This window comes from Anatilimnocola aggregata (genome assembly GCF_007747655.1).
Classification (GTDB): domain Bacteria; phylum Planctomycetota; class Planctomycetia; order Pirellulales; family Pirellulaceae; genus Anatilimnocola; species Anatilimnocola aggregata.
The window spans coordinates 8739005-8756511 of record NZ_CP036274.1 but is presented as its reverse complement, the minus strand read 5'-3'; the positions used below and the strand labels follow the sequence as shown (position 1 = coordinate 8756511).

10 protein-coding genes are annotated in these 17507 nt (G+C 59.2%); 6 read left to right on the top strand and 4 right to left on the bottom strand.

The window, feature by feature from the left end; genetic code table 11:
• The first annotated feature begins 539 nt into the window (after positions 1-539).
• Both ETAA8_RS33285 and ETAA8_RS33280 read left to right on the top strand, forming a co-directional pair.
• Positions 540-1286, top strand: a complete 747-nt coding sequence (locus tag ETAA8_RS33285) for a Bax inhibitor-1/YccA family protein (RefSeq protein ID WP_145099479.1) — start codon at positions 540-542, stop codon at positions 1284-1286.
• 11 nt (positions 1287-1297) lie between these two features.
• Positions 1298-1669: a DUF309 domain-containing protein gene (locus ETAA8_RS33280; protein WP_145099476.1), complete on the top strand. Its 372-nt coding sequence runs from the start codon at positions 1298-1300 to the stop codon at positions 1667-1669.
• Positions 1670-2102: 433 nt separating this feature from the next.
• On the opposite strand, the gene ETAA8_RS33275 is transcribed toward ETAA8_RS33280, so the two are convergent.
• From ETAA8_RS33275 to ETAA8_RS33260, 4 genes are all read right to left on the bottom strand, one after another.
• On the bottom strand, positions 2103-2804 hold the full coding sequence (locus ETAA8_RS33275) for a hypothetical protein (protein WP_145099473.1): 702 nt from the start codon (positions 2802-2804) through the stop codon (positions 2103-2105).
• A 273-nt stretch (positions 2805-3077) separates the two neighbouring features.
• On the bottom strand, positions 3078-5135 hold the full coding sequence (locus ETAA8_RS33270) for a serine/threonine protein kinase (RefSeq protein WP_238397635.1): 2058 nt from the start codon (positions 5133-5135) through the stop codon (positions 3078-3080).
• 720 nt (positions 5136-5855) lie between these two features.
• Positions 5856-6122, bottom strand: coding sequence for a hypothetical protein (locus tag ETAA8_RS33265; RefSeq protein WP_145099470.1), 267 nt, complete (start codon positions 6120-6122; stop codon positions 5856-5858).
• 6 nt (positions 6123-6128) lie between these two features.
• Positions 6129-7346 (bottom strand): sialidase family protein, encoded by a 1218-nt coding sequence (locus ETAA8_RS33260; RefSeq protein ID WP_145099466.1) that lies wholly within the window; start codon positions 7344-7346, stop codon positions 6129-6131.
• A gap of 478 nt (positions 7347-7824) precedes the next feature.
• On the opposite strand from ETAA8_RS33260, the gene ETAA8_RS33255 reads away from it, so the two are divergent.
• From ETAA8_RS33255 to ETAA8_RS33240, 4 genes are all read left to right on the top strand, one after another.
• Positions 7825-10455, top strand: coding sequence for a hypothetical protein (locus tag ETAA8_RS33255; RefSeq protein WP_145099463.1), 2631 nt, complete (start codon positions 7825-7827; stop codon positions 10453-10455).
• Between the two features lie 259 nt (positions 10456-10714).
• Positions 10715-14350 (top strand): beta strand repeat-containing protein, encoded by a 3636-nt coding sequence (locus ETAA8_RS33250; RefSeq protein ID WP_145099460.1) that lies wholly within the window; start codon positions 10715-10717, stop codon positions 14348-14350.
• A 412-nt stretch (positions 14351-14762) separates the two neighbouring features.
• The gene (gene glsA / locus ETAA8_RS33245; RefSeq protein WP_145099457.1) at positions 14763-15755 is read left to right on the top strand and encodes a glutaminase A; all 993 of its coding nucleotides are present in this window, start codon (positions 14763-14765) and stop codon (positions 15753-15755) included.
• A gap of 53 nt (positions 15756-15808) precedes the next feature.
• Positions 15809-17491, top strand: a complete 1683-nt coding sequence (locus ETAA8_RS33240) for an MFS transporter (protein ID WP_145099454.1) — start codon at positions 15809-15811, stop codon at positions 17489-17491.
• The last annotated feature ends 16 nt before the right edge of the window (positions 17492-17507 follow it).

Below are 17507 nucleotides of genomic sequence, written 5' to 3'. Positions count from 1 at the left end.
CAAACCCAAACCGGGGCGGGGCAATTTTCGGGCGCGCAGACGTTGCCTTCAGCCGCCAAACGCCGCCCCGAAACATTGTCCTGACCCACAAGCGCAGCTTCGCGATGTCACTCTCCTCGCGCGATGATTCCGCCCCATCGGGTTCCGGAGGATTTTCGGGCCAACCTCTCTCGGCCCAAGCAACCACTCCCGAGCCCGAAAAACCTCCCGACCCCGGCCTGTTGTTATCACGAACTGCGCATAACATCCTACGCAACTACTCACAACATTAAGGACCTGCTGCTCACATCGCAAGCACATTCTGAGAACATTTTTAGATAGTTCCCAGCATCTCTAGTGCACAAGCCAATGAACGACCGCCGCAGGGGCGGTGGCGTGAGAAGGCAGAACTCGCACGCTCACCCACTCTCCCTCTCTTCCACTCTCTCCTTCCCCCCCCGCCTATTCCTGCCAAACGGCGGTCTGCGTGGTAGAATTACCGGCGAGGGCGACTGTGTCTGTTCGCACCGTTCTTTCCTTTTTTGACGCGTGGCTCGGTTATGAACTACTATTCGCAGCCCAATCCGTACGAATCTCCGGTCGATATTGGGACGTTGCCAGCCGCTCTCGCGGAAACTTCGGCCCGGACGACTTTCATTCGGCGTGTGTATGTGCACGTCTTTGCCGCGGTGCTGCTGTTCACCGGCATCGAAGCGGCAATCTTCACCCTCGTTCCCGAAGAAACGCTGCGGGGGACGATGGGGATGCTGCTGGGCGGTCGCTTCGGCTGGCTGATGGTGATTGGGGCCTTCATGGCCGCCAGTTGGCTGGCGCAGTCGCTGGCCAATTCGGAATCGTCGAAAGGCATGCAGTACGCCGGCCTGATGCTCTACATCGTGGCGCAAGCGTTAATCTTTGTGCCGCTCCTATACATCGCCCAGCGCACAGCCCCGGGGACGATTCCCGCAGCTGGCCTGCTCACGCTGCTGATTTTTGGTGGCTTGACGATGTTCGTCGTGCTGACGAAGGCCGATTTCTCGGGCTGGGGCCAGTACCTGTGGTGGGCCGGCATTGCGTCCATTGGCGTAGTGGTCGCCGCGATCTTCTTCAACTTTCAACTCGGCGTCTGGTTTGCGGCCGCGATGGTCGGGCTGGCCAGCGTGTACATTCTGTACGATACCTCGAACATCCTGCACCGCTATCGCACCGATCAATACGTGGCCGCTTCGCTGGCCCTGTTCGCTTCGATCACCATGCTGTTCTATAACATCCTGCGGCTGTTGATGGCATTCAATCGACGCGACTAGTGGGAGAGCCAATGGCATACGACCAGCGCTATCTCGAAGGAATCGAACACTTCAACCAGTGCGATTTCTTCGAGGCCCACGAAGTGTGGGAAGACTTGTGGAAAGACGTCGGCGGGACGTCGCGGCTATTCTACAAAGGGCTGATTCATGTTGCCGTCTGCCTGCATCACTTCGGCAACGGCAACATTCGGGGCGCGAAGAAGCTTTACAACAGCAGCCGCGGCTATCTGCAGCCTTACGGGCCGGTGTTCGAAGGGCTGAACATCGAGCAACTGCTCGCCCAACTCGAAATCTGCTGCCACGAATTTCTCACCAGCACCGAAGAGTTTCCGCAGGTCGAAGTCAACGCCGACCTGATTCCGGAGATTCATCTGGAAGAGTAAACTTGAGCGCCCTTGGGTCGGGGCAATTTTCGGGCTGAGTAACGCTGCCTTCAGCCGCCAAGCGCCGACCCGAAACATTGTCCTGACCCAATAACGCAGCTTCGCGAGATCGCCTTGCTCACGCGAGTGTTCCACCCCAGCGGGTTCAGGAAGATTTTCGGGCCGACATCTCTCGGCTCAAGCAATATCGCTCGAGCCCGAAAAACTTCCCGACCCCAAACCGGGTCGGGGCAATTTTCGGGCTGGTTAACGTTGCCTTCAGCCGCCAAGCGCCGACCCGAAACATTGTCCTGATCCAATAACGCAGCTTCGCGAGATCGCTCTGCTCGCGCGATGGTTCCACCCCAGCGGGTTTAGGGAGATTTTCGGGCCGACATCATTCGGCCTAAGCAAAAGCGCGCGAGCCCGAAAAACTTCCCGACCCCGCGGAGTGCTACGATGCTTCGCCGCTGTAGAGGGCGGCAGCCCGTTCGGCGTACACCTTGCGGCGCGAGGGCTTGTAGCCGTACTCGAGGGCGAACCACTCGGCGTACCGTTCGCGATCGATCGAGCGGGTGTTGCGCTCGTCGAGAATGTGACCCAGTTCGTGGATCAGCACGTTGTTCAGGTAGAAGTCGCGAATGGTGCTCTCGGACCAGATCAGGTTCCACGAGGTGGACGAGATCCGTTCCCAGCGGGCACCGAACATCTTGGCTTCGATCAGCTGGGCGGGCTTCGGCGCGCGGCGGAAGTTCTCGATCAGGTTCTGCTCGATGGGATACAGATAGATCGTGTTGCCCCACTGCATGCCATAGCAAGGAGCGCGCCGCTTCTTGCGCGTCATCTGGCTTAGCTGCACAATCTGCAAGGGCTTGACCATCCAAGCTGGCAACAGCGACAGCCGCTCGCGGATTTCGTCTTCGCCCAGAATGTGGCGATAGCCGAGGCCAGCTGCCTGCTCGATGACATTGAATTGGCCGTTGTGGTTCTCGCTGGGTTCGTACCAGTTTTCGGGCGGCATGTAGGGACCGCGCACGGGGGAACCGGCAATCCGCGCGCCTTTGCCAGCACCAGCGACGCGGCGTGACGCAACGCGCCCCGTGTTGTTCTTGGCGGGGGCCGGGGCTTTCAGATTGAGTTCAACGCGGCGAGACATGGAAGCAACCTACTCAGTTGAAACGGGATCTCTACACGCATTTGCCGCTCAGTCGCTTCCTGCTGGCGGGTTCCGAAGTGCCGTTCCTAGCCTGTCACACAGGCCTCTGGCTCAAATGCTGCGGGCGATTCCCACACCCCTATCCTACGACCCAAGCTGGGCCAGATTCAAGCAAGATGCGCAAGTGGCTATTTGGCAAGCACTTGCGAAATCCAAAAACTGCCTATTGACATGTCCAATGGGGCTTTTTGGCAGTTCGGAACTCGGCGATTATTAACCAATTGGCGAGAAGTTGCTGACAAACAAATTGGGCCCCACCCACGCAATCAGCCTGCGCGGGGACTCGTGCGTAGGAAACAGATTGCCGGTATCCAGTTCGCCGGGCTTCGCAGGCTTACCAGGAATTGTCTTCCGCTGTGGTGGCTTCGTTGTTTTTGCAGGCGACTTGGAACTCTTCTCTGACTTCTTGTCCGTGGCCGATTTCTCGGTTGCTGGCTGCTCTGTTGCTTGCTGCTCAGTGGCAGGTGGCTTCTTTTCCTCCTTGCCTGAAGACATCACCAGGATTACGCCCACGGTAATACCAACGAACACGAGAAAGCCAACAGCCCCAGCGATGATCCACATCATCAGCGGTTGCATGGCGGGCTTCGCCGAGCCCACCGGTATTGCGGTAGTGGCGGTCGTGTTCACCTTCGGTGGCGCGGGCGCGGCACCCTTGGGCCCAAGGGCCGCTTTGGGATTCGTCGGGATCGGGCCACTGGGAGTCTTCGAAAGCGAGATGGCGGGGAACGCGGGGCTCGATGTCGATTTGGCGGGACCACCGACGTTGAAATTAAATGGCGAGCTTGGTTTCTTGTCGGCGGGCGTTGCCGGCCTGGCGGCGGCTGGGAATTTGAGATCGCTGCCAGTTTTCGTTTCGCGCACGGCCCGCATTTCGCCGCTCAGCTTGGCATCGCTGCCGGACTTTGTATCACTCCCAGTTTTGGCTTCACCGACGGGCTTGGCAGCTGTGGGAGCATCGAGCGACTTGGCCATTGGCAAACGCTGCGTCGCTTTAGGGAGCGCCTTGCTGCTGTCGGTCTTACCGACGCTGCTGCCGGTGCCGAGACCTTTCATCGTCTCCTGCCGCAACTTGTCCGAGACCGTATCTTCGCCCACACCGGGAACTCGCCGGACGCTGCTGCCGGTACCCGGGCGCTTGATCAACTTCGATGAACCGCCGCCGCCCCCTCCGGTGCCGCCGTTCATCGACTTCATGCTGGCGTTGCCAGAATTGGCCGGCGTGAACTCAAACCCGCGACTCGTGAGCCAACCTTTCAGCGCATCGGATACATCTCTCATCCGGCCATAGCGCCGCTCGGGCCGCTTCTGGATCATCTTCCAGCAGATATCGGCCAGGTCGCGCGGCACTTCAGCCCGCTCCTTGCGAATATCTTCGGGCATCTGCGTTTGATGCTTGGCAATGCGCTGAGCGAGCGAACCATCGGTGAAGGGTGCATGCCCGCTGAGGGCGTAATACAGCGTGCAGCCGAGACTATAAATATCGGCCCGCGAATCGACCTTGTGGCTATTCACCGCCTGCTCGGGCGACAGATAGTCCGCTGTGCCGAGCACATTCTCGTTATGAGCCACCGTCAGCGATGAGCGGTCTTCGTCGGCTAAAAGTGCCAGGCCCAGATCCAGAATCTTGACTTGCCCCTTGGTATCGATGAGCAAATTTGCAGGCTTCACGTCGCGATGAATCAGGCCATTCTCGTGGGCGTACTGAAAACCGTCGGCCGCCTGAGCGATGTAATTGCAGGCCACTTCGAGCGGCAACGGCCCTTCCTGCTTGACGATATTCTGCAGGTCGCGCCCTTCGATGTACTCCATGACCAGGTAGTGCGTGTCGCCATCGTTATCGATGTCGTACGCCTTCACGATGTTCGGATGGTCGAGCGAAGCCGTGGCCTGGGCTTCACGCACAAAACGCGCCAGGTAAGAAGAATCGTTCACGCGGCCTTTGGGCAACACTTTGATCGCCCGCAGCCGGTGCATGAGCGTATGTTCGCCCAGATAGACGGTGCTCATGCCGCCACTGCCCAGCAGACGGAGCAGTTTGTATTTGCCGAGGATGAAGCCTTTGTACTTCTTGTCCATCAGCTTATCGACGTGCCACTTGGTGATCAGACCGGCCGCAATCAGCGACTCGGCCACACGGTCGGCATCATCGGGGAGCGAACCCGAGTTCTGAGCGCGGAGCGTCTCCAGCGACTTCGCCAGCTGGTCGGCATCTGCCAGCTTGCTTCGCTCGACGAAATCCAAAAAGTTATCGACGCTCAGTTTTGCCATACAGGTGAGGCGGAACCGGTGACCACTCGCCGGTGTTAGCTCCTGGGGAGAGATTGTGCACGCGCGCTGCCAGGCAAAGCAACTATCACAGCTGGCAGGCAATCATGCCCAGGCTGCGACGACATAGCCGTGACGCTCACGCAATCTCTCTGCGCGTTCCGCTCTTCTCCTCCTATTCGACCATGTTCCCGATGGTCAGCAGCAAAATCTGCACTCTCAACGCGCCAGCAACATTCCGTCGCCCCGCCAAAAGCGCAAATGTAGACAAGGAAATATTTTCTGCTTGAAAAAAAGTTACACCCCTGCGCGAGGCGAGTAAAGCAGCCACCTTCAATTTTAGTCCCGTTTGCGGCAAATCAAGTCGCTGAGCCAGTTTCTGGCAAATTACTTGCGAATCGCTTCTGCGCGCTCAACAATCTTCCACTGAGGCGACAAAACCTCGTGTTGCGGCCCAAGGTCAATGAAAAATGCCTACTCGACTGCCAGCCCTGCCCAGAGTCGTAGTGGCGACTCTCTTGCTCGCCAAGCTCCAACACCTCAATCTGCTCGAAAGAGCACTCGTTCACGCGCGCATTTTGGAGTGAGGGGCGAGAAGCCAAAGGCTTTTCAGGTAGCCCGACGCGTCAGCGAGGGGACATCAAGAACACCGATTCGCTACAACAGAGCGCGAGAACAGAATAGCTCCCTCGCTGACGCGTCGGGCTACTTAAGATTCGCCACTCAATCCAGCCGCTGCCCCCAGGTGCGCATGAGCTGCTGCAGTTCCTCACCGTCGGAGTTCAGCATTTCTTCGGCGTCGGATTCCGCGACCCACTCCCACCGCCCGCTGCCAAAGCCGGTGCTCAAGGCATAGACCCAGGTCCGTCCGCAACTCAGGCAGCAGTGCAAATCGAAATCGAAGCCGTACAGGTGCGGCAACTCTTTCAGCTTGGCCGTCTCGGTCGGGCCGCAGCAGGGCAGGTTGTTGATCTCGGCCTTTTCGTCCACAGGTGGTTACTTCCAGTTCACGCGGGCGAGGAGCGTATCGCCGCGCCAGTTCTTTAGCGCAAACTCGCCGACGGTGATCCACGATTCTTGGTCGTTGACGGCGGTCGTGTGGAAGTTGCCGAGATGTCCCACGCCATTCGGGTCTTTGACGGCGTCGCCGGTGAGGGGCAGCGCGATCCGTTCCGTCTCGCGAATGAGGCGGCGTGTCTTCAGATCGACATTAGCGACGAACAGCGGGGCCCGCCAACGCATCACCTTTTCGTTGCTGGCATCTTTGCGGGTGTAAACGAGTGACAGTCCGCCACGATGTGGCAGCCAGCGCTGCTGCGTGGTCGACATGGCAATCGGGCTGCCGTCGTCCCATGTCCACGGTTGCGGCGGGCTGAACTTCAGCCCGTCGTCACTCACGGCAACGTGACCGTGGCCATCTTCGGCCCGCAGCGTCAGATAAATCTGTCCATCGAAGGTGGCCAGCGAGGGTTCGAGAAAGCCGCGGCCCACCTTCATTTTCAATTCGTCCCCCGTTTGTTTAGCAATGAGTTGCTCGCCATCGAACGAGCAGCGGACGACGGCCACGCTGCGGGCATTGCTGCCGGCTCCAAACGACAGCGGCACCAGCACATCGCCATCTGGCAACGTCACGCGCTGCGAGCAGTTGGTGGTGTAGATGAACTTGCCGCGCGGGTCATTCCACTCCAGCTTGGTGGGTGGTCCCCATTCGCCGCTGGCCCGGCGAACGGCAAACACGGTGTGCCGCGGCGGCTGCTCATTGTAAAAGCGGCCCCCTTTGTAAAAGACGTTGTGTCCCATCGCGAGCACGGTATTTGTCTTGGCATGAAACTCGGGAACCCAGTCGCAACTTCCCTCTTGAACGCCCCCCTCGCGCGGCGTGCGGCCAAGCATCGGCACGGCGACAGGCTCTGACCATGTCTTTCCCAGGTCGGTCGTTTGCGTCGAATGGACTGGGCCGAAGTAATCGGAGCCCGTAATCTCGGCGAGCATCATGAACACCATGCTTGCCCCGTTTTTGTTGGGCACCGCGCAAGCCCGCGTGCTGAACCAGGTCGTGCCCCCATCGCGACCGCGAAAGATCGTCTCGCGTTCGATCGAGCGAATCGGATCGCGAGCACTTCCTTCTTGCGCAAACAGCTCGGGACTGAGCACCCCCGCTGCACTCAAGCTGGCAAACTGCAACGCGCGGCGGCGAGAGATCGGAAACGTCATTTGGGATTGGCTCGGCGATGGAGGCGAGGTGGAATCGGTAGGCAGCGATTATCGTAGTCAGCAGGACAATGGCAAAGTAGCTGGATTCACCAGAATTCAGCCGCTGGTTGAAATTCGCTGCGAACCTCGCCCGCAGAAGCCTGTCCTTGCTTCAGGCAAGTTGCGCCGTCGTTCCTCGCGCGCAACTCACTTCTGCACGCACTACACCGGCCAGAGGCCAAGCGTAGCAACCATGCGAACGAGTCACTCATTCCCTGTTCCGTTACACGCGGCCTGATGCTGGCCGCGCCCCTGTGAATGAATCTATTGGTCCGCGCCGATGCTGCGCGGGCCGTCCTGACTAACGCCCCCGTTCCTTGCTACTCAGCGCATCTGAGCCGACCGGCTCTCTGCCCGCTGATTCGGATTCGCTTTCCTCCACCTTGGCTAGCCGTCGCAAGCTGCTGCGCGCGCACTGGCTCTGTGCCTTGACTCCGCTATGAACAAACACCTTGAACAGAAACACGATTGGGCCGTGGGAATTCGGCGTCACCGGACTCTCGCGCGGACCTTGCATGGTCGCCTGCTCGCCACTGCCGATGGCCGCTTGTGGATCATCCGCGGAACTCCCACGGCGCATCGCTTGCTGCCAAAATTGACCAACTTGCCGCGAATTCCACCCCCCGGCGAAGGGCTCGCACCGGAACTGCTAGGACTCGATTGCAGCAGCGACGGCGAACTAACCGCGACGCTGCTCGCTTCGTTTCAGCAGTCGCTGTTGTTTTGGGAACGCGCGCTGCGGCAAGCCGAGGAAACTGGCCCGCGCGACCGGCGCAGCGGCGAACGTCGCGCGCAGGAACGACGCGAAGTCGAGCGATTGCAGCGCCGCTTGCTCGGCTGCTATCGGTTGCTGCGCGAGTTTCAAACCACCGAGCGCCGTGCTGGACTCCCCTACGTGCTGGATGCCGACGAAGAGCGCGAGCTGGCGCAACTGTTGCGGGCCAGTCAATCGCCGTATGCTCTGCCCGAATTCGAACGCTGGCTCGCGCGGCTGGTGATGTGGCTGAGTGGTCCGCGCGCTGCGGCGCGGTTTCTGGCCGCGGTGACGAGCGTCATCGATGCGCCGCAACTGCTGGCCAAGACGGCTGCCCTCGAGCGGCTGCGCGATTATCTGCAGGCGCTCAAGCGCCGCAGCGGCACGGAGTACGCGGGCTGGTTGCATGTGGAGTTGGCCGAACGACTCAATCAGCTACCTTCCGGCCTGATCAGCACACCGGGCGAGAAACTGAAGCGGCGCGGCACCTTCCCCGAATTGTGCGACAAATTGCTGGCCCGTTGCGAGCGTCTACTCGCCGGCGACTTGCAACTGGCGCAGCACTATTCGCCCGCTGCCATCGCTACGCTGGCCGCCTGCGATGGTGGCCTGGCTCCGTTGCCGGCCCAACTGTTCCAAATGCAGGCTAACCGCCGCTCGCCGCAGCAAATCAACAAACTGGCCATCATTCTGAACCATCAAAGCCGCTTGCCGGGCTACGAACGGCTGCTGACGTTTCTAAGCAAGGGAAGCGACGCCGTCATCGAACGGCAGTTGTTCAACATTCGGCGTCTGCTGGCGCGCGGCACTCGCGAAGACGATATTCGCTGGCTTGCGCAGGAAGAAGTCTGGCTCAACTTCTTTGACGAATCGAATGCGAGTGTGCCGTGGCTGCGCCGCACCCATGCTCTGTTCGAACGTCGGCACATGAACGCCGGCAGTGCGCTCTACTCTGTCCTTGCGCGCTGCGACGACGCCAACAAGTTGAGCCTGCAGCAATGGATTGCCTGGCTCGAACGCCTTACGCCCGCCACGGTGACGCCGCGCATCGGCCAGCTGTTGCACTCGGCCCTGAAAGAATTGGTGAACCCGGCGTTCGATTTGGGCCTGCACGACGAACTGAAAGCCTGGACCCGCGCTGCTGCTGTTCCCCAATCAGACGATCCTACTGCTGCCTGGCTGCAGCGCATCCAGCACTTGCAGCAGTTGGGGGGCCAGGCGGTGAAGGTACCGAAGTCAGTGCGAAAACTGCTGGACCAACGCGCCCAAGCGGAGCAGGAACTGGCTCACCTTCACAGCCTGGCTGCTCAGCAGGCGGCCACTCCGGGGCAACTGATCCGGTACTATCACCTGCAAACGATGCTGCCACAGTGGACGACCAGCGACACCCGCGTGGCTCGCGCGGCGGAAGAAGCCTTTGTCATCCTCGCCGTAGAGACTTTGCGCTCGCTCGTTCATCGTGCCGTGGAGTCGATCTGGAACGAGCACTCGTGCTGGCAGCGGAGCGACGTTCCCTTTTCGCGCTTGATGACATTTGCTCAGTGGTTGCGGAAGATGCCGAGTGAATCGCGCGCGTTGCACACCGAACTGATGGCCGCCTGGCGCGACCACGGCAGCGACTATCGGCGGCACTTGCAACTCAATCAAGATTGGCTCGCGCGGGCCGCCGCCCAGGGGATCGATCTCACGCGTTGGCTTCATGGCGAATCGCAATCCTTGGAGATCGACGGCCGTCCGGTCGAGATTTGCCTGGCCGCTGATCCGCGCGAAATCTTCTTGATGGGGAGCTACTTTCATACTTGCTTGAGCTTGGGCGATTGCAACCAAATGTCGGTCCTCGCCAACGCCTGCGATGCCAACAAGCAGGTGGTCTATGCTTATGGCCAGAAGAATGGCAAGCGCGTGGCCCTGGCCCGCATGTTGATTACGGTCAGCAACAACTTTCAACTACTGCGATACGGGGCGTACACGGCCGGCGATGTCGATGCCGCACTGCACGAAAAAGTCGTCGACGCGATTGTCGTTTACGCCGCTCGTCACGCGCAGACTGCCGGGCTCGTACTCGCCGACTGTGGCGAGCCCGCATCACTCGGCAAACACTTCTGGTACGACGACGGCGAAGCCGCTTGGCCTGCCTCGGCCAAACAAGCGTGGCAATCAGCTGCGGTTCAGCCATCGCCCGCTTCACAGCCGGCAACTTGCTCAGCCGCGCTCAGCGACGAAGCACGCCTGCGTCCGTTCCTCAGCGAGCAGATCTTCTCGCAAATCTTCATCGTCTCGCCCGGCCAATCGTTGGCCAGCCTCGTCGGGGTGTGACATTAAATGTCACTTCGTTGTTAGCCGCTTTTGATTCCCGGCGAGAAAAATGAAGCTCGAACGCCTTGGCAATCTGGCACTTAGCAACGCCCGGCATAACTCTGCCAAACGCCAGTCTCCGGGATGGACAAACGTAGTGGCAGCCCTACAATGCGGCGATATGTCGTAGCACCTTTGGGGGGCAACATGCTTCGCCATTTGCTCTAAATTTCACGCTTTTTTCGGCCATACCGCCCCCCTGAGTTTCGGAGATCTTCCTATGTCGCTGAGCACCCTGATTCGCCGCGTTAGCCGATCCCAAGTGCGTCGCGTGAGCGGAGTCCGACAACTCACCGCCCGCCAGTGTTTCTTACAGTTGGAGCAACTCGAAGGCCGGGCGATGTTAGCGGCGGAGATCAATCTAGTCGGCAATGGTATTTCGATTGTTGACGGTGACACAACTCCGTCGGTGGCCGATCACACCGACTTTGGAGTGGTGACTGTCTCTGGCACCAGCAATGTTGTCCGCACTTACACGATTGAAAACTCTGGCGATACAGACTTGACGATTTCGACCTTCAACATCATTAGCGCAGGGGGAATATTGTTCGGTTCTGGCGACTTCACGTTTGTCACAGCGCCCGGACTACCAACGATCGCAGGTGGCAGCAGTTTCACCTTCCAAGTCAAATTCGACCCGAGCACTTCCGGCGCAAGATACGCCCAAATCAACATCGTCAATAATGACGCCACCGGAGGTGAATCCCCTTACAACTTCCGAATCCAGGGGAACAACTCGCCCGATATCTTTGTTTCCGATAGCGACCTGACAGAAATTCCGGATGGCGACGTATCGCCCACTGCAGGCAAGAGCACGGATTTCGGCGGGGTTGCAGTTGTTGGTGGTTCGGCAACCAGTACGTTCCGGATTGCGAACATTGGCACCGTGGCCTTGAATTTTGGCAGCCCAAAAGTGGCTATCACCGGCGCGAATGCCGGCGACTTCACCGTTGTCCAACCGAGTCCGTCATCGTTGTCGGCCCTTATCGGTTTTACTACGTTCTCAATTACGTTCGATCCTTTGACCGGTGGTGCGAAGACGGCGACCGTCACTATTTTGAGCGACGATCCCGACGCCGAAGGTGTCTATACGTTTGACATCAAGGGTCAGGCCGGCGCGGGCGACATCAATGTGCAAGGCAATGCGATTGATATCGCCGACAACGACCCAGGTTTTGATACTCCCTCGACGACGAACGGCACAGCATTTGGCACTGCCATTATCGGCAACACGGTGACCCATACTTTCACGGTGCAGAATACCGGTGATGACACGTTGACCATCGGATCGGGCAATATCAGTCTCGTGGCCTCTTTATTCAATTCGGCACCGTCAGATTTCGGCCTCGCGAATTTGCCGACACTTCCCATCGATGTTGCACCGAATGACAGCTTCACATTTGATGTGACCTTCTCGCCGAGCGCCTCCGGCACTCGCGCGGCGCGCGTCAACATCGTCAGCAACGATACCAACGAGAGCCCCTATACCTTCACCATCCAAGGTTCCGGCTATAGCCCGCCGGATATCAGCGTGTTGGGAAGTCTGGTCGTCACCATTCCCAATGGCGATACGAGCCCCGGTACTGGGGACGGCACCGATTTCGGCGGTGCTGCGATCACGGGTGGAACGGTGGTCAGCACCTTTACGATCCTGAATGATGGCGGCGACGTGCTGAGTCTCACCGGTTCGCCCAACCGCGTCATCATCACAGGCGATCATCCCGACGATTTCATCGTCACCGTACAGCCGATTGCCACGGTGCCGATCTTCAATATTCTCGACCCCTTCAACACTAGCGCCACGTTCGAGATTACGTTCGACCCCAGTGCATCAGGCGTGCGAAATGCCAGCGTCAGCATCGCCAGCGATGATCCGAACGAAAGCCCCTATACCTTCGCCATTACAGGTATCGGCGGCTTTCCCGACATCAACGTCAAGCTGGGAACCATTTCGATCGCGGACGACACGCTGATTCCCGAGTTGGCCGGCCCCGCCGACTTCGGGGCACAAGATCTCGACGGCAATTCGCTGACTCGCACCTACACAATTGAGAATACGGGCGACAACACGCTGATCCTGCCCCCTAACCCGGTTTCAATCACGAATATCCTCAGCTCTGGCGACTTCACGGTCACACAGCCCGCCTTGCTAACACTTGCTCCCGGCGAATCGACGACATTCAACGTCACCTTCGATCCCACGGTCGAAGGCATCCGGGCCGCCATTGTTAATGTTGCCAGTAACGACACCAACGAAAACCCCTACAACTTCGCCATCACCGGTACGGGCATTGTGGGGACTATCACTGCCGCGCGAAGCGGCAGCACGCTCACTGTCAACGACATCGCGGGCTATAACAATACCTTCGTCCTCAGCGTGGTTGGCACCGATTTGCTCATTAGCGAAGCGTCGCTTTCACTCAGCCCGTTCATCAGCTTCACCACCGCTTCGGCCACAGCAACGGGCGGCACACTGTCGCTCAGCAACAAAGTGCTAACCATCCCGCTGTCGGGCATCAACACCGTGACCATCAATGGGAATGGCGGAAACGATACGTTCAATATTGCCGTGGTGCTTGGGCTGCCGCGACTCAACCTTAACGGTGGGGCCGGCGACGACACTTTCGGCAGCGCGCTCTTGGGCATTAATCCGCAGCCCCTGACCAACATTGTCATCGACGGTGGCGCTCAGGGCACAACGGGCGACGCGGTGTTCGTCGATCTGTCGCTCGTCCCCACGATTCTGCCCGTCACGCTCGGTCAGCGCGTCGGCTCGACTTCGACCTCGCTCTTCGCTTCGTTGTTTCAAGGCTTCAGCTATGCCGGGGTCGAGACAGCCAGCCTGCGCGATAACAACCAGCCCACCACGTTCGTAAACGGCGACTTCTACGCCCGCGGTGGCGACAATGCCGACCGCTTCGACCTGAAGGACGTGAAGGTCAAGAACAAAGCTGTTCCCAACCAGGCCACCTTCACCTACACCAACCGCATTGCCATCCCGCTCGGCAATTATCAAATTCCTGGCAAGGCGATTTTCGTTGGCCGCGGCGGCAACGATAACTTCACCACCAGCTTTACTGGCCACGGCGTCGAGTTTTACGGCGGCGACGGTAACGACACGCTCGCTGGCGGGGCAGCTGCCGATAAGCTCGTTGGCGGCAGTGGCAACGACATCATCACTGGCGGCGAAGGAGCCAATGTCGTGTGGGGCGACAACGACCCGGTGGCTGCTGGTCTCGCAGACACAGCTGCCAACCGCGAAGCCCTAGCGACGAGCGTGCCCGGAGTGCTGATTGGCGGAGTGGATGTTCACCCGGCCAATCTCGCGTATATCGATAAGATCACTACCGGCGGCGGAGCCGACGAAATCTACTGCGGCCCCGGCAACGATGGGGTGAAGGGAGTGAGCGCGGCCGACGTCACCAAGTTCATCAATGCCGGCGGCGGCAACGACTATGTTCACGGCGGCGACGGCAACGACTTCATCAACCTGGGAGCAGGGAACGATCAAGGCTACGGCGGCGCTGGCAATGATACGCTGACTGGCCTGGCGGGGAACGACTTCCTGGGTGGCGGCGCAGGCATCGATACGCTGACCGGTGGTGACGGCAACGACGTGCTCGTGGGCGGCGCAGAAAACGATGTTCTCACGGGCGGCAACGGCAACGACCGCGTGTATCAAGGGCTCATCCTCAGCGCCACCGTTACCCCGCCCGGCTCAGTCGGCACCGACGATAGCAAACGCAAGGGAGATGCCGCCGACATCGCCATGCTCGCCCTGCTGAACGACTGGGCCGATAACCGTGTGCTTAACAACGTGGTTGTCGTTAGCGATCTGGGATTTATCACCGGCTAAACAGTTAGCCAGTTAATCAAAAAAACACTGCTCCATGAACGCGTTTGTGGGTGCAATGGGACACGCTTGTGCTCCCCAGAAGGCGTGGCTAAACTCAACGGCGCTTGCTGCGCAGCACTCGCGGGTGGCCAGCGCTGCGGCTAGCAAGCTGTCCGTTTTGTCGGCAGTTTCTTCTGCCGCGTGATGCTGTCGTGGCGAGTTGGCCAGCTTCATCACGATTGACTCATCTGAATTCTAATATCTCATCATCGCAGCACTCGCGTGGCACTTGGGTGACGGTTCAACACCGAGTCAACGGCCCCGTTTCGACCCAACAGCGTGGAATGAAATCGAGAGGTAGGACACCGAGCTAATCCAGTTTCACATTCCAAACCGTGCTGCGCACCAACGGAAGCAAATAGAGGTACCTGCCATGAACTCTAAGTCGACTGCCCGCAAGCCCTATGTCTCCACGGGGCATCTGCCCCCCGATGAACTAGTGACCACTCTGGTCACCGAAGCCTACGAACAGTTCAAAACCAATCAGGACGGACAAAACTCCCAAGTCTATCCCGCCCTGGCGCGAGCTCCGCGGGACTCGCTGGGCGTGTGCGTCGTCAATACGCGCGGCAAGGTGTTTTCGGCCGGTGATGTGGACCACGAGTTCACCATCATGAGCGTCTCGAAGCCGTTCATTTTTGCCCTCGTCTGCGAAGTGCTCGGCGCCCAAGAGGTGCGGGCGAAGATTGGGGTCAACGCCACCGGACTGGCCTTCAATTCTCTCGGCGCGATCGAGCAGGGAGACAATGGCCGGACCAATCCGATGGTCAACTCGGGGGCGATCGCCACCACCAGTCTGGTTCCCGGTAAGACGCTCGATGAGAAGTGGAACTTCATTCACACGGGCTTGTCGCGGTTTGCCGGACGGACGTTGTCGCTCAACGAAGAAGTGTTTCAGTGCGCTTCGGAAACGAACTTCCGCAATCAGGGGATCGCCCGGCTCTTGCAAAGCTATGGTCGCGTCTACCTTGACCCGGCCGAAGCGGTCGACCTTTATACCCGCCAATGCTCGCTGAATGTCAGCGCGAAAGATCTGGCCGTGATGGGCGCGACGCTGGCCGATGGTGGCGTGAATCCGGTCACTAAAGAGCGCGTCGTCGACGCGTCCATTTGCCACTATGCACTTGTCGTCATGACAACTGCCGGGCTGTACGAAACATCGGGCGAGTGGCTTTACGATATCGGTCTGCCCGGCAAGAGCGGCATCGGTGGCGGCATTGTCACGGTGTCACCAGGCAAAGCAGGCGTCGGCACGTTTGCCCCACCTCTCGATCAGGCCGGCAACAGCATCAAGGGGCAACTAGTCGCCAAATATCTCAGCGAGGGACTTGGCATGGACTTGTTTGTTTCGCAGCCCGAGGTTTGACCCGCTGCGTCCCTTCACTCGACGATCACGACTCTTCTATTTAGTAGGCGGTCATGTCAAAAAAATCGAATTCCAAAGCGTCTGTTTCCCAAGCATCGCACTTGGACGACGACGAAGCCAAAGAGTCGTGGGTACCGATGATCGTCATCGCCATGGGCCAGATGCTCATGTCGTTCAACGTCGCGGCCCTCCCCGTCTCGATGGGTGGCATGGTCGCAAGTTTCGATACGCCCCCCACGACGGTCGGTACTGCCATCGTCATGTACTCGCTGGGCGTCTCGGGATTTATCATGCTCGGCGGCAAGTTGGGGCAGCGATTTGGCTCGAAGACCTTCTTTCAAATCGCGGTGGCGATGTTCCTCGCCGCGATGATCATGATGGTGGCCAGTCCTACGGCGGTCATCATGCTGGCCGCTCAAGGCCTGGCGGGCTTTGCCGGTGCTGCATTAGTGCCAACACTCGTTGTGCTCATTGCCAATCACTACCGCGGCAAGCAACAAGCCCAAGCAGTGGGCTGGTTGGGTTCAGCCCGAGCTATTGCCGGTGTGCTCGCCTTTGTCACCGTCGGCTTTCTTGCCGCCATCAACTGGCGACTCGGTTTCGGTCTGCTCATTGTCCATGCGGCGGCCATCTTGCTCCTCAGTTTCAAGCTGAAGCCATCCGCGGGTAATCCTGATGTCAAAATCGATTTCCTCGGAGTGTTGCTCTCTGCCACGGCAATCATCTGCATCACGTTCGGCTTCAACAACTTACGGAACTGGGGTCTCTTGCTCGCCCGCGATGCGGCCCCGTTCGATCTGCTCGGCGTCTCGCCAGCTCCAATTTTGATCGTCATCGGCCTGGTGATTGGCACTGGCTTCCTCGTTTGGACCCATCGCCATGCCTTCGGTGGTGGCACGCCCCTCTTGTCGCTTGAAGTCATCGACGCCCCGCGCGAATGGGCTGCGGCGGCCACGCTGTTTGTCATCGTCGGCACCGAAGCGGCCATCAACTTCTCCGTACCGCTCTACATTCAGATTGTGCAAGGTAGTTCCAGCATGGCAACTTCCATTGCCATGATGCCTTTCATGTTGACCGTCTTCTTCACGGCCATTCTGATTGTCCGGTTCTACGATCGCTTCTCACCTCGCACCATCGCGCGCACCGCGTTTGTGCTGGTCGCAGCGGGTACGTTGTGGCTGGCCTTCGTCGTCAGCAACGACTGGAACGTCGTCCCCGTGATTATCGGTCTCATCACGGTCGGTCTGGGCCAGGGTGCTCTCGTCACACTGCTGTTTAATGTGCTGGTTACTTCGGCACCGAAGACCCTCGCAGCCGACGTGGGCTCGCTGCGCGGTGTGACGCAGAATCTGGCCGCTGCCGTTGGGACCGCTCTGATGGGCACACTGCTCGTCGGACTGCTGGCGTCGATGATTCACTCGAACGTGATCGACAATCCGAAGATCTCGCCAGAGTTCAAACAGACGGAACTTGCCAGCCAGTTTGATTTGAACAACATCAACTTCATTCGCAACGATCAGCTGAAAGAGCGCCTGGGGCAGACGGCCGCCAGTCCCGAGCAAGTTGACGAGGTCGTGCGAATTAATTCTGAGTCGCGCCTGCGGGCTTTGAAGATCGGCTTTGTGGTTCTCGCCGGTTTATCGTTGCTGTCGATCTTTCCGTGCAGTTGGTTGCCCGGTTACACGCCCGGCAATGTGCCGGGCAACGCCGCACCCAACAGCGACAAGCAGAAATAGTCTGCCCCACTCCACC

What these genes read in the sequence shown, in the direction of transcription:
- ETAA8_RS33285 (WP_145099479.1), top strand. Translation starts at nt 540, where the DNA reads ATGAACTACTATTCGCAGCCCAATCCGTACGAATCTCCGGTCGATATT.
- ETAA8_RS33280 (WP_145099476.1), top strand. Translation starts at nt 1,298, where the DNA reads ATGGCATACGACCAGCGCTATCTCGAAGGAATCGAACACTTCAACCAG.
- ETAA8_RS33275 (WP_145099473.1), bottom strand. Translation starts at nt 2,804, where the DNA reads ATGTCTCGCCGCGTTGAACTCAATCTGAAAGCCCCGGCCCCCGCCAAG.
- ETAA8_RS33270 (WP_238397635.1), bottom strand. Translation starts at nt 5,135, where the DNA reads ATGGCAAAACTGAGCGTCGATAACTTTTTGGATTTCGTCGAGCGAAGC.
- ETAA8_RS33260 (WP_145099466.1), bottom strand. Translation starts at nt 7,346, where the DNA reads ATGACGTTTCCGATCTCTCGCCGCCGCGCGTTGCAGTTTGCCAGCTTG.
- ETAA8_RS33255 (WP_145099463.1), top strand. Translation starts at nt 7,825, where the DNA reads ATGAACAAACACCTTGAACAGAAACACGATTGGGCCGTGGGAATTCGG.
- ETAA8_RS33250 (WP_145099460.1), top strand. Translation starts at nt 10,715, where the DNA reads ATGTCGCTGAGCACCCTGATTCGCCGCGTTAGCCGATCCCAAGTGCGT.
- glsA (WP_145099457.1), top strand. Translation starts at nt 14,763, where the DNA reads ATGAACTCTAAGTCGACTGCCCGCAAGCCCTATGTCTCCACGGGGCAT.
- ETAA8_RS33240 (WP_145099454.1), top strand. Translation starts at nt 15,809, where the DNA reads ATGTCAAAAAAATCGAATTCCAAAGCGTCTGTTTCCCAAGCATCGCAC.